Below are 12,172 nucleotides of genomic sequence, written 5' to 3'. Positions count from 1 at the left end.
AGAGAGAGGGCCGCCCTTGCAAATCCTGTCTGACATCGACCGGGCGAACAATCTCGTCGAACTCTTCCTCGAGCGCGCCGACGAAAAGGGCGAGGCGCCCTTCCTCGGGGTCAAGCGCGACGGGGCATGGCAGACCATCAGCTGGGCCGAAGCGGCCCGCCGGGTCTGCCTGCTGGCAGAAAACCTGCGTGGTCTCGGGCTCGACGAAGGCGACCGGGTGTGTCTGGTCAGCGAAAACCGGCCGGAATGGTGCATCGCCGATCTCGGGATCATGGCCGCCGGCTGCATCACCGTCCCGGCCTATACCACCAACACCGAGCGCGACCACGCTCATATCCTCGACAATTCGGGGGCGAGAGCGGTGATCGTATCGACCGACAAGCTCGCGCAGCCGCTGATCCCGGCGATCTTCCGCACGGGAATGGCCGAACACATCATCCCGATCGACGAGGTCCGGGGCTATCAAGGCGGCAATCTAACCTGCCACGGCTGGTCGATGATGACTGACGGCGACGCCGCAGAGGCCCGCCGCGCCGTCGAGCAGCGCATCGCCGGGATCGGGCGCGAAACCACCGCCTGTATCATCTACACCAGTGGCACCGGCGGAGCGCCGCGCGGCGTGAAGCAGCATCACGGAGCGATCCTGTGCAACGTGGCCGGTGCCGCCGAAATCCTGATCAACGATTTCGGCCTGGACCCGGAGGAGCGGTTCCTCTCCTTCCTGCCGCTGAGCCATGCATACGAGCACACCGGCGGTCAGTTTCTGCCGATCTCCGTCGGCGCGCAGATCTATTACGCCGAGGGGCTGGAGAAGCTCGCCAGCAACATCGAGGAGACGCGGCCGACCTTCATGGTCGTGGTCCCCCGTCTGTTCGAGGTCCTGCGTACCCGCATCCTGAAGCAGGTCGAAAAGCAGGGCGGAATGGCGCTGAAGCTGATGGACAGCGCAATCGAGCTTGCCGAACGTCGCGCTGCCGGGCGCCGACGGTTCGGGGACGGCGCACGCAATCTTGTGCTGGAGCGCTTGCTGCGACCGAAAATCCGCGCGCGGTTCGGCGGGCGGATGAAGGCGATGGTCTCGGGCGGCGCACCGCTCAATCCCGACGTCGGCAACTTCTTCGATGCCATGGGCCTCACCTTGTTGCAGGGATACGGCCAGACCGAGGCGGGGCCGGTGATCAGCTGCAACCGGCCGCGCGCCGGCATCGCGATGGATTCGGTCGGCCCTGCGATGCGAGGTGTCGAGATCAGGATCGCGGAAGACGGAGAAATCCTGTGTCGGGGCGAGCTGGTGATGCGCGGCTATTGGCAGAATCCGGCGGAAACCGACCGCACCATCCGCGACGGCTGGCTGCACACCGGCGACATCGGCCATGTCGACGACAAGGGCCGGATCGTGATCACCGATCGCAAGAAGGACATGATCGTCAACGACAAGGGCGACAACATCGCCCCCCAGAAGGTCGAGGGGATGCTGACGCTGCAACCCGAGATCGCGCAGGCGATGGTGACTGGCGACCGTCGCCCCTATGTGGTGGGCTTGATCGTTCCCGATGCCGAATGGGCGCTCGATTGGGCACGGGCGAGGGGTTCGAAATTCGACCTGGCGGCGATGCAAGGCGATCCGCAGTTCAAGCAGGCGATCCGCCAGGCCGTCGACCGGGTCAACAAGGACCTGTCGGTGGTCGAGAAGGTTCGCCAGTTCGCCTTCGCCGATGAGGCCTTCACCATCGAGAACGAGGAAATGACTCCCTCGATGAAAATCCGCCGCCACAAGATCAAGGACCGCTATGGCGGGCGGCTGAACGGGCTCTACAAGGGCTAGGGCACGATCGTGGTGAAGAGATAGGTGGCGAAGATCACCAGGTGGATCACCCCCTGTACCACCGTCGTCCGCCCGCGGCCGAGGGTCAGCGTAGCTACCAGCAAGGTCAGCGCGAGCAGCACCACACCCTTGGCGGACAGACCCAGCTCGAGCTCCAGCCCCAGCACCAGAGCCACGGTGGCCACCGCGGGGATGGTGAGGCCGATCGCCGCCAGCGCCGATCCGATCGCGAGGTTGAGGCTGTTCTGGACGCGGTTTGCCTTGGCCGCCCGGTAGGCAGCGAAGCCTTCGGGCGCCAGCACCAGCGTGGCGATGATGATCCCGACCAGCGCCTGCGGTGCGCCGATCGCGGCGACGCCCGCCTCGATGGTGGGCGACAGCGTCTTGGCGAGCACGACCACCGCCACCAGCGCCACCAGCAATACCGCGCCTGCCGCGAGAGCCTTGCTGCGCGGCACCGGATCTTCGTGCGCATGGTCGTCGGCTTCCTCGATATGGTGCAGGAAATGGTCGCGGTGGCGGATCGTCTGGGCCCAGACGAAGGTGGCATAGACCGACAGCGAGATGGCGGCGACGAAGGCCAATTGCCGCGAGCTGTAGAAGGCTCCCGGCTCCGAAACGGTATAGTTCGGAAGGATGAGCACCAGGACCGACAGGGTCGCCAGCATCGCGAGGCCGGCACTGACACCGGATTGCGTGTAGCTCTGTTCGTGGTGCCGCCTGCCGCCCGCGAGGAGGCAGATGCCGACGATTCCGTTGATCGTGATCATGATTGCCGCCATCAGCGTGTCGCGCGCAAGCGCCTGCGATGCGCCGCCCTCGCCGAGCATGATCGACACGATCAGCGACACCTCGATGACCGTCACCGCCAGCGCCAGAGTCAACGTGCCGAAGGGTTCGCCGAGATAATGCGCGAGAACTTCGGCATGGTAGACGGCGGCGATGATCGCGCCGCCCAGCAGAACGCCGATTACGAGCGCGAGCAGGCCGCTGTCGGGTTTGCCCAGGGCGATGGCCGCGAGCGCAAGAACGGGAACGACGACCGACCACGGGGCGAGCCCCGCCAGATTGCGGATTTTGGAAGCGGATTGGGCCATCGCCGATCGCTAGCCGTCAATCACCGGCTCTCAAACCGGCAATTGCTTCCATCGACCAATCAGGCCGCGTCCTTGTCGATGAATTCGGGATAGAAGCTCGGCTTGCGCGCGCTCCAGCCGGGGGCGGTGGCGGCCGCTTCGCTTAAGGACTGGAGCAGCAACTTGCGCCGCTCGGGGCGGATGTGCGGCAAGGCCGCGGCGGCGCAGAAGGCGCTCGGGAGCCAGGGGCGCGCTTCGGCACCCAGCAGACGTTCGTAAAGAAAGCGGAAGGCCGAAAAGCCCTCGATCCGTTCCTGGGCCAGATCGAAGGCGGCGACCCGGACCAGCTTGCCGAGGAAGCCTTCGATCGAGCCGAGCCCGCTTTCGCAAGGCACCGAACCGCGCAGCGTCTTGAGTTCCTGATAGGCGATGTATTGCGCGCGAATCGCCGCTGTTTCCTCGCCGGTCCGACTCCAGATCCTGAAGGCGTCGCTGCGCGCCAGTCCGATGTCGAGACTGCGTCGTATGTATCGCTGCTCCGCCGCGCTGAAGCCTGCGAATTCGCGCATCTCGTTGATCGTCATCGAAGCCGTATTGGTGACCGACATCGCTTGCCCCCTGTTGCGAGAGCAGATGTCGCAGAAGATGGTTAACGCACCGTAAGCGCTGTATCAGATCAATCCGGCGAGCGGACTGGACGGGTCGGCATACATGCGCCGGCCCATGCGGCCCGAAAGGTAGGCTTCGCGCCCGGCTTCTACCGCCAGCTTCATCGCCCGGGCCATTCGGATCGGGTCCTTCGCCTCGGCGATGGCGGTGTTCATCAGCACGCCGTCGCAGCCGAGTTCCATCGCCACCGCCGCGTCGCTGGCGGTGCCGACGCCGGCATCGACCAGCACCGGAACGCTCGCGCCCTCGACGATCAGGCGGATTGTCACGCGGTTCTGGATGCCCAGCCCCGAACCGATCGGCGCGCCGAGCGGCATCACCGCCACCGCGCCCGCCTCTTCGAGTTGCTTCGCCGCGATCGGATCATCCGCGCAATACACCATCGGGAGAAAGCCATCCTTGGCCAGCATCTCGGTCGCGCGCAGGGTCTCGCGCATGTCGGGATAGAGGGTCTTGGCCTCGCCCAGCACCTCGAGCTTGACCAGGTCCCAGCCGCCCGCCTCGCGCGCCAACCGCAAGGTGCGGATCGCGTCCTCGGCGGTAAAGCACCCGGCGGTGTTGGGAAGGTAGGTGACCTTTTCCGGATCGATGAAATCCGTCAGCATCGGCGCCTTGGGATCGCTGACGTTGACCCGGCGCACCGCCACCGTGACGATCTCCGCCGCGGACGCCTCCAGCGCGGCGGCATTCTGGTTGAAATCCTTGTATTTTCCGGTACCGACGATCAGCCGTGAACGGAAGGTCCGTCCGGCCACGCTCCAGCTGTCATCGGCCCGATCGTCCTGGCCGCCGCCGACGAAGTGGACGATCTCGAGCACGTCGCCTTCTGCCACGGGGTGTTCGGCCAGTTCGCTGCGCGGAACGATCGTCCCGTTGCGCTCGACTGCCACCTTCGCCGGATCGAGTTCGAGCTCGCGCGCCAGATCGGCGATCGTCGCGGCGGCAGTACGGCGGGTCTCGCCGTTGACGGTGATGGTCTTGGGGGCGGTCATGCCCGCCCATCTAGCTATCGCTGGATGTGGCGCAAGTTGAGTATGTGGCCGAGCGAGACGAGCGCCACTCCGATGATCGTGAGAATCGCCTCCTTCGGACCATGTTCGACCGCGAGCGCGCCGCCCATGAAGGTGAGCCCGGTCATCGCGACGACGAAGGGCATCGCCATGCGGTGCCGTAGCGCCCCCCAGCCGATCGCGACCGCGGCGATCAATGTCGCGAGAACCAGGCCAATGCGATGAATGTCGGGCGACAGGAAGAACTGTCCGCCAATCCCGAGGCCGGAAACTACCACGATGGAAACCAGGCAATGCAGAGCGCAGGCTGCCGACAGCAGAATTCCCGCGCGGTCGAGCCGCTGGCGAATCGGATTTATGGCGCGGCGGAACATCATTGCACCGCTCATGTATGTGATACTGTAACATGGTTCAAGGGCGTCGGTCATCTATTATATCGGTCCCTCGCCCGTTTCGCGCGGTGGTATGCCCGGATTGCGCTTGCGAAGCCGTCGCCGGACCATCAAGAAGCGCGCGATGTCGAGCGAAATACCCCGCAAGAGCGCCCGCGCCCTATCTATCTGGCTGTGGATCGTCGCCGCGATGGTCGTCGCCATGGTCGTCGTCGGCGGAATCACGCGGCTGACTGAAAGCGGGCTGTCGATCACCCAGTGGAAACCGTTGACCGGAGCAATCCCGCCGCTGTCCGAAGCCGATTGGCTTGCCGAGTTCGCGCTTTACCGGCGCACCGGCGAATACATCAACGTCACCGGCCCGGCCGGAATGGACCTTGCCGCCTTCAAGTTCATCTATTTCTGGGAATGGGCACACCGGTTACTCGGCCGGCTGATCGGTCTTGCCTTCGCCTTACCGCTCGCCTGGTTCTGGATCCGCGGCGCGATCCCGAAAGGATACAAATGGCGGCTTGTCGCACTGCTCCTGCTCGGGGGGCTTCAAGGTGTGTTCGGCTGGTTCATGGTTCGCAGCGGTCTTTCGGGGACGATGACCGATGTCAGCCATTTCTGGCTGTCTATCCACCTTCTCACCGCGCTGTTCACTCTTGGCGGGCTCGCCTGGACCGCGCTCGATCTGTCGCGCCATGCCCGCATCGGCCGGGCCCGCCCGGCCCGGTGGACCCGCACAGCGAGCTGGGTTGGCGCAATCCTCTTCGTCCAGCTCCTGCTCGGAGCCTGGGTCGCCGGGCTCGACGCCGGCCATGCCTCGGACAGCTGGCCGTTGATGCAGGACCGCTTCGTGCCGGAATTCGACAGTTCCAAAGGTCTCTGGTGGGCAGCGACACACGATCCCTTCCTCATCCATTTCCTCCACCGCTGGTGGGCGTGGGTCGCGGTCGCGGCGCTGGTGGTGCTAGCCCGACGGGTGCGACCGCTCTCGCGCCCGGCATCCGCAGCCGTACACACCGCCTTCGGTACGCAGGTCGTACTCGGGATCGCAACGGTTTGGACCGGGGTGGCCCTGTGGGTCGCGGTGGCGCATCAGCTGGTTGGCGCGCTTCTTGTACTCGCCTTCGCCTGGGCCGCGCACATACTGGGTCGCGCGCGCGACGGATGATGCGGGCCGGCTCCCCAGGACGATGGAACGCGTCCTACGGGTAGAGAAGCGAAGAGATCTGACGAAGTCGCGAGGTATTATTTTACCTCGGCCAGGAGGCCCGGAAATGCTTGACTTGCGCCGGGTGATCCATCATTTGCCCCACCTTCGCGATGCCCGATTCCCTTCGGGACGGGTAGGCGGGCGCAGCGGGATACCGTGCGCGCATCCACGAAAGCATACGGAAAGATCAGCCATGAAGGCGCTTACCAAAGTCACGCGGTCGGTGAAGCCGGCCGAGGTCGAAAAGAACTGGCACATCATCGACGCCGACGGCCTCGTCGTCGGGCGGCTCTCGGCGATCATCGCCAACATCCTGCGGGGCAAGCACAAGCCGAGCTACACCCCGCATGTCGATTGCGGCGACCACGTCATCGTCATCAACGCCGACAAGGTGAAGTTCACCGGCAAGAAGATGAACGACAAGGTCTATTACAAGCACACCGGCTGGGTCGGTGGCATCAAGGAAACGACGCCCGCCAAGGTGCTGGAAGGTCGCTTCCCCGAGCGCGTGCTCGAGAAGGCCGTGCAGCGCATGATCCCGCGCGGTCCGCTGGGCCGGGCGCAGATGAAGGCGCTCCACCTCTATGCCGGCACCGAGCATCCGCACGAGGGCCAGAAGCCCGAGACGCTCGACGTCGCTTCGATGAACCGCAAGAACAAGGCTGCCGCGTAATGGCCGACAAGAAGAACACCGAAGACCAGCCCGAGACTCCGGAAACCAAGCCGGAAGCGGAAGCTGCGACGGAAAATCCGCAGGCGGAAAGCGCCGCCACCACGGGCGCGAGCGAAGCCAACGAAGGCGCCAATGCCGAGAAAACGGCGAAGGTCTCCGACCTCGCCGATCTCAAGGACATCGCCGGCGACACGCCGGAAGGCGATTCCGTGCAGATCGCGCAGCGGGCCGAAGTGCCGCTTCGCGAACAGGAGCTCGACAAGCAAGGCCGTGCCTATGCCACCGGGCGCCGCAAGGATGCCACCGCCCGCGTCTGGCTGAAGCCCGGCAGCGGCAAGGTGACCGTCAACGGAAAGGACCAGGAAGTCTATTTCGCGCGTCCGACGCTGCGGCTTATCATCGACCAGCCCTTCGCCATCACCGATCGCCAGGGCCAGTATGATGTCGTCGTCACGGTGCGTGGCGGCGGCCTCTCGGGCCAGGCCGGTGCGGTCAAGCACGGCATCAGCCAGGCGCTCACCCGCTACGAGCCGGCGCTGCGTCCGACGGTCAAGGCCGCCGGCTTCCTGACCCGCGACAGCCGCGTGGTCGAACGCAAGAAGTACGGCCGCGCCAAGGCCCGCCGCAGCTTCCAGTTCTCCAAGCGCTGATCTGCCGAACCCATCACCGAGAAGGGCGGCCCCGCAACGGGCCGCCCTTTTTCGTTGGAGCGGGTGTCAGTGGACGGGCGGGTCGGTTCTGGGGACCTGGTTCACCGGCGCCACCGGGTCTTCCGGACGACGTGGTGGAGTGGCATCCTCGGGCACGTCGTCGATCTGCATGTCCCTGGTCGCGACATCGGCGAGGTTGCGCACCCGGACACCGATGGTCTTTCCGTCCCAGGTCAGCTCGTTGAAGCTGGGCGGGGTCGAACGCACGCGCTGAGACAAAGTGCCGGCCCCGATCATCCGCACCGGACCCTCGGTGGTCTCTTCGAGAATATCGAAGGCATCGTGCACATGGCCGCTGATCACACCGGCAACCGGGCGTCGGGCCAGCGCGCGAAGCGCCTTGGTGCCATTGTGAGTAAGGGCCGTCCCTTCGGTCCCAACCTCGCGCAGCGGGTGGTGCACCGCCACCAGCGCCTTGCTTCCCTTGGGCAGCCGGTCGATCGCATCGAGACATTTGCGCAGCGCCGCCTCGGTCACCCAGCCCTTGGACCAGTTGAACCGCGGCTGCGCGCGCACCGCGGTCTTGAGCGGGACGATCGACAGGCCCGGCAGGTCGAGTTCCTTCTCGACCAGATCCTGCATCCCCCGAAAACGCCTGTAGGGCGCGAAGAAGCGCTCGATCGGGTTGAAATAGGGCATGTCGTGATTGCCAACCTCGACCGTGGTCGGGATACCGAGCGACGTGATCCAGTGCGTCGCTGCAGCGAATTCATGGTGCCGGGCGCGCATGGTGAGATCGCCGGTGATGGCGATGGCATCGGGTTTCTTCTCTGCGATTTCCTGTTTCACCCAATCGAGCGCGCGGTTGTCCTCGAGGCCGAAATGGATGTCGCTGAGATGAAAAAGAAGCTTGGCGTCAGTCGGCATTGCCGGTCGCTAGCAGATCGAGAGCGCATGGGGCCATGCTGAATTCGGCCCGCGGGCCGAGCTTGGCAGGCTCGCCATCGATGAGGATTCCGAGCGGTGAACCGTCGGCACTCTCGAGCGTAACCTTTTCGACCACGCCCAATCGGTCGTGCGGCCCCTCGCGGAAGTTCCGGCGGAGTATGGCCCAGCCCTGGGCAGCGAATTCGCCTGCGTTTTCGGCATAAAAAGCATCCAGCTGTATGCCGTGCTCGCCGGGAGTGAGTTCGATCAGGGGGTAGCCATCCGCAGAGCCCAAGCCGGGCGAGGCGGCGCGCACCATCGCCGTGCCGGTCATTTCGGCCAGTGCCTCGGCCGTGCCGGCGGCGATGCCCGGGATGTCCAGTTCGCGCATGGCCTCGCGCACCGAGCCCCAGCGGGTTCCGGGTCCAACCAACAGGCCGGCGAGCGCGGTCCCGGCATCGCAGCAGGCCATCACCGGTCGCACGCGTCGCGCGCCACCGCCTGAAACCGTCGCGATGATCGCCTCGTTCTCCCGGTCGCCGTGGAGCCGCTTGCTCAACAGGTTCATCGTACCGCCGGGCAAAACCAGCACCGCCCCACCCCATCCCTTGAGTTCGCCAATCGCCGCATTGAGCGTCCCGTCGCCCGTGTAGATGATCAGGCAGGGGATACTGGCAGCGTCGAGCTCGGAGGCGCTGGGAAGGTCCTCGTCGGGAAAGCATATCGTGCGCTCAACCGAAATGCCGTGATCGCCCAGACATTCGTCGAGCGAGGCGAGCGCAGCCGGGGTGTTGCTGCCGCTCGCGGAATTGACCAGCAGCCAAGCCCTGTTCAAACGATTGCCATCGATCGTCGCCATGTCTGGGAAGCGCCGGCCCGGGGTAGCGGTTCCCGGTTCAGATTCGGCCGGTAAGGATCGCCCAGGCCGCAAACAGCGTTCCGGCGCTGTAGACGGCATAGAACCAACCCGCCGCAGCGGCTCCGGCCGAAAGGAACGCCATTGCCGCGATCAGCACGCAGACCTCCGCCGCGAGACTGAGCTTCCCACCCTTCCTGCGGAAAGCCGCAGGCAATGTTTCGACGACGGGATGGCCGCTGTCGATCACGGCCCGGTTAGCCGCGATGTTGAGGATCCCCAGGACGAAAATGAGCGCCAGACCCATGCGCCCGCAGTTTGCCATGCCATCCATCGGTCTGCAAACGCCGTTCGACGTTCCCGGTATGCACTCGGGCGGATCGCCCGGATGTTGGTCGAAATGAGCATGCGATGACATACGTAGTCGTTGCATAAGATGGGGGCGGCGGAACGATCAGTCCCCCCAAACCCCGTTCCGCCGCGATGGAGGAAGTCATGAAGAAGATATTCGCAGTCGCCGCCGTACTCACCCTTGCTCCGGCCCTCGCGCACGCCGCGCCCAACAGCATGCGGGTTCATACTGCCGATCTCGACCTCAGTCGATCGAGCGATATGGAGATTCTCGAGAAGCGCATCGCTGCCGCCGCAGACAAGTACTGCGGTGCCGATCGTCGGACAACCGGCACGCGCCTGATATCGGCCGGACAGCGGGAATGCGTCCGCGAAGTGAAGGCGGCCGCCATGAAGCAGTTTGCCGCCCGTATCGAATCCGAGAGCAAGGGCGGCTGATAGTTCCGCCGCCCTCGACCCCGGCCGGACGCAGTCCCCCGGCCGGGGTCGAATTCCCGTAGGGAACAATGCGAATCAGCGCCCGGCCATCGCCTTAACCTGGGGCAGGTACGTGCGCCCGATCCGCAACGCCTCATCGTCTCCCAATTCGACAGACCAGACGCCGAGCCCATCGTGGCGCAGCCCGGTTATCCGATCCTTGCGCAAAATGGTCGAGCGATGGATGCGGATGAATTTCGCGGGATCGAGCTTTTTCTCCAGACCCGCGATCGTCTGCAGCAGGAGGTAGGTCCTGTCTGCGACATGGAGCCGGACGTAATCGCGCTCCGCGTCGATCCGCGACACTTCTGCGGTGTCGATGCGGATCAGTTCCGAGCGGTGAGGGATCCACAATTCCTCGAGCCATTCGCTCTTGCGCGCTTCGCCGCCTCCGCGCCGAGCGGTCGCCCGCCCGATCGCCCGCGCCAGCCGGTCGCGCTGAACCGGCTTGAGAACATAGTCGACCGCATCGAGGTCGAACGCCTCGACTGCATAATTGTCGTGCGCAGTAACGAAGACGATCGCCGGGCTGTCGCCTTGGGCCGCGAGCTTGCGCGCTACCGAAAGGCCGTCGACCTCCGGCATGGTCATGTCGAGCAGGATGAGATCGGGTGCCAGAGCCTCGACCAGCCGCAGGGCGGCGGCACCATCGCTGGCGGTTCCGATCACCGCCAGTTCGTCGATCTTGGCGCAGATGACCTGCATCCGCTCGATCGCCAGCGGCTCGTCGTCGACGATCAGCGTGCGGAGCTTAACCGGCGCGGGGTCAGCCATGGCGGACCATCGGGATGCGTATTTCCGTCTCGTACCCATCGAGCGACGGTCCGGAGGTGAGGCTCGCCTCGTCCCCGAAACGCGCGATCAGGCGGTCGCGCACATTGGCCAGGCCGATGCCGAACCCGCCGCTGGGCTGGGCGCTTCCTCCCGGCCCGTCATCGGAGACATTGAGCACGAGGCGGCCGTATTCCTCGCGCGCGGCGATAGTGATCGTGACCGGAGCGCTGCTCGCCGAAACCCCGTATTTCACCGAATTCTCGACCAGTGGCTGGAGGATCATGCCGGGGACCCGACATTTGGAAAGATCCTCCGGCAATTCGTAGCGAGTGCGCAGGCGATGGGGAAACCGCACCTGTTCGATTTCGAGATAATGCTGCTGCAAATCGAACTCCTCTTCGAGCGCCACATCGCTTGTGGGATCGTCGGCGAGGCTGTGGCGGTAAAAGCGCGAAATGGTCTGGATCATTTCCTCGGCCTTGTCGGCCTTGTCGGTCATCACCAGCGCCGAGAGTGAGTTGAGCGCGTTGAACAGGAAATGAGGGTTCACCTGATAACGCAAGGAGCGCAGTTCGGCGGCCTTTGCGGCGCTGCGGAACCGTTCCTCGCGGCGCTGCGCTTCCTGAGCCTGCGCGCCTGCGAGGAGCGCGAGATAGAGCGCCGCCCAGGCCAAGAGCAGAAAATAGCGATTGAGCGCGAGGTCGAAGACCTGTCGCCAGCGATCGAGCGGCGTCGGCGCAGGAGCGATCCGGATGCTGTTAACGGCCCTGTCGACGTCGGAGCCTACACTCGCCGGCACATCGACCAGAAGATTGCCCGCCTCGTCGCGGCGCAGCGATATGCCACGCTCCGCCCCCATCTTCTGCTCGACCTGTTCCTCGATCGAATGGAAAAGCATCTGGTTGACCTGCGCGATGATCAACGATGCGGGCATGGCGACCAGCAAAGCGACCGCAATCTTGATGCCCAGTGCCCGCTCCTCGACCAGTCGCAGAATGGTCCACATGCCGAAGGTGACCACCACGCCGGCGAGCGTCACCACCACCCGCCGCCACAGGAGTTCGCCCTGCATCTCGAAGCCGACGACCGAACCGCGGATCGTGATCAGCAGGAAATAGCAGAGCCACAGGCCGACGATCGAGGTGACGACGGTGCCCAGGGCAAGACGCGCAGGCGCATCGGGAAGGGAGGAAAACCGGGACAAGACCTGCCTGTCTTAGCGCCAGGACTTCGCCCTCGCCAGCGCCGCAATCGACGCGGATCGTCCTTTGGTCGAACACGTCCGTTGCAG

At 65.0% G+C, this 12,172-nt stretch carries 14 protein-coding genes; 5 read left to right on the top strand and 9 right to left on the bottom strand.

Annotation, left to right across the window (positions count from 1 at the left end):
• The first annotated feature begins 22 nt into the window (after positions 1 to 22).
• Positions 23 to 1,825: an AMP-dependent synthetase/ligase gene (locus tag ACGHN1_RS00920; protein ID WP_390549715.1), complete on the top strand. Its 1,803-nt coding sequence runs from the start codon at positions 23 to 25 to the stop codon at positions 1,823 to 1,825.
• Here the strand turns inward: ACGHN1_RS00920 and ACGHN1_RS00915 are convergent.
• From ACGHN1_RS00915 to ACGHN1_RS00900, 4 genes are all read right to left on the bottom strand, one after another.
• Positions 1,822 to 2,922, bottom strand: coding sequence for a calcium:proton antiporter (locus ACGHN1_RS00915; RefSeq protein WP_390547522.1), 1,101 nt, complete (start codon positions 2,920 to 2,922; stop codon positions 1,822 to 1,824). The genes ACGHN1_RS00920 and ACGHN1_RS00915 overlap by 4 nt on opposite strands.
• 59 nt (positions 2,923 to 2,981) lie before the next feature.
• Entirely contained in the window at positions 2,982 to 3,509 is a 528-nt protein-coding gene (locus ACGHN1_RS00910) for a hypothetical protein (protein ID WP_390547521.1), read from the bottom strand.
• 63 nt (positions 3,510 to 3,572) lie between these two features.
• Positions 3,573 to 4,562, bottom strand: coding sequence for a sulfur carrier protein ThiS (thiS, locus tag ACGHN1_RS00905; RefSeq protein ID WP_390547519.1), 990 nt, complete (start codon positions 4,560 to 4,562; stop codon positions 3,573 to 3,575).
• Between the two features lie 14 nt (positions 4,563 to 4,576).
• A complete protein-coding gene (locus ACGHN1_RS00900; protein WP_390547517.1) occupies positions 4,577 to 4,969 on the bottom strand; it encodes a MerC domain-containing protein in 393 nt (130 codons plus the stop codon).
• Positions 4,970 to 5,096: 127 nt separating this feature from the next.
• Here ACGHN1_RS00900 and ACGHN1_RS00895 point away from each other — a divergent pair, with 127 nt between their 5' ends.
• The 3 genes from ACGHN1_RS00895 to rpsI all read left to right on the top strand — a co-directional run bounded on the left by ACGHN1_RS00895 (position 5,097) and on the right by rpsI (position 7,496).
• Complete coding sequence (locus ACGHN1_RS00895; RefSeq protein WP_390547515.1) at positions 5,097 to 6,131, top strand: COX15/CtaA family protein; 1,035 nt, start codon at positions 5,097 to 5,099, stop codon at positions 6,129 to 6,131.
• Between the two features lie 235 nt (positions 6,132 to 6,366).
• Positions 6,367 to 6,846 carry a 50S ribosomal protein L13 gene (gene rplM, locus ACGHN1_RS00890; protein ID WP_390547513.1) on the top strand — a complete coding sequence of 160 codons (480 nt, stop codon included), beginning with the start codon at positions 6,367 to 6,369 and terminating at the stop codon, positions 6,844 to 6,846.
• A 179-nt stretch (positions 6,847 to 7,025) separates the two neighbouring features.
• Positions 7,026 to 7,496, top strand: coding sequence for a 30S ribosomal protein S9 (gene rpsI, locus ACGHN1_RS00885; protein WP_390549713.1), 471 nt, complete (start codon positions 7,026 to 7,028; stop codon positions 7,494 to 7,496).
• A gap of 66 nt (positions 7,497 to 7,562) precedes the next feature.
• Here rpsI and ACGHN1_RS00880 read toward each other — a convergent pair whose 3' ends face one another.
• From ACGHN1_RS00880 to ACGHN1_RS00870, 3 genes are read right to left on the bottom strand one after another with little or no spacing between them, the layout of a single operon-like run.
• A complete protein-coding gene (locus tag ACGHN1_RS00880; RefSeq protein ID WP_390547511.1) occupies positions 7,563 to 8,423 on the bottom strand; it encodes a metallophosphoesterase family protein in 861 nt (286 codons plus the stop codon).
• Positions 8,413 to 9,282 carry a diacylglycerol/lipid kinase family protein gene (locus ACGHN1_RS00875; RefSeq protein ID WP_390547509.1) on the bottom strand — a complete coding sequence of 290 codons (870 nt, stop codon included), beginning with the start codon at positions 9,280 to 9,282 and terminating at the stop codon, positions 8,413 to 8,415. Before ACGHN1_RS00875 ends, ACGHN1_RS00880 begins: the two co-directional genes overlap by 11 nt.
• Before the next feature lie 37 nt (positions 9,283 to 9,319).
• Positions 9,320 to 9,586 (bottom strand): hypothetical protein, encoded by a 267-nt coding sequence (locus tag ACGHN1_RS00870; protein WP_390547507.1) that lies wholly within the window; start codon positions 9,584 to 9,586, stop codon positions 9,320 to 9,322.
• A 188-nt stretch (positions 9,587 to 9,774) separates the two neighbouring features.
• Here ACGHN1_RS00870 and ACGHN1_RS00865 point away from each other — a divergent pair, with 188 nt between their 5' ends.
• On the top strand, positions 9,775 to 10,068 hold the full coding sequence (locus tag ACGHN1_RS00865) for a UrcA family protein (protein WP_390547505.1): 294 nt from the start codon (positions 9,775 to 9,777) through the stop codon (positions 10,066 to 10,068).
• Positions 10,069 to 10,143: 75 nt separating this feature from the next.
• Here ACGHN1_RS00865 and ACGHN1_RS00860 read toward each other — a convergent pair whose 3' ends face one another.
• Complete coding sequence (locus ACGHN1_RS00860) at positions 10,144 to 10,881, bottom strand: LytR/AlgR family response regulator transcription factor (protein ID WP_390547503.1); 738 nt, start codon at positions 10,879 to 10,881, stop codon at positions 10,144 to 10,146.
• Complete coding sequence (locus tag ACGHN1_RS00855; protein ID WP_390547502.1) at positions 10,874 to 12,085, bottom strand: sensor histidine kinase; 1,212 nt, start codon at positions 12,083 to 12,085, stop codon at positions 10,874 to 10,876. The genes ACGHN1_RS00860 and ACGHN1_RS00855 overlap by 8 nt, the downstream gene beginning before the upstream one ends.
• Between the last annotated feature and the right edge of the window lie 87 nt (positions 12,086 to 12,172).

This window comes from Qipengyuania sp. MTN3-11, from assembly GCF_042851825.1.
Classification (GTDB): domain Bacteria; phylum Pseudomonadota; class Alphaproteobacteria; order Sphingomonadales; family Sphingomonadaceae; genus Qipengyuania.
The sequence above is the reverse complement of the archived record's forward strand: the minus strand, read 5'-3'. Positions and strand labels throughout refer to the sequence as shown.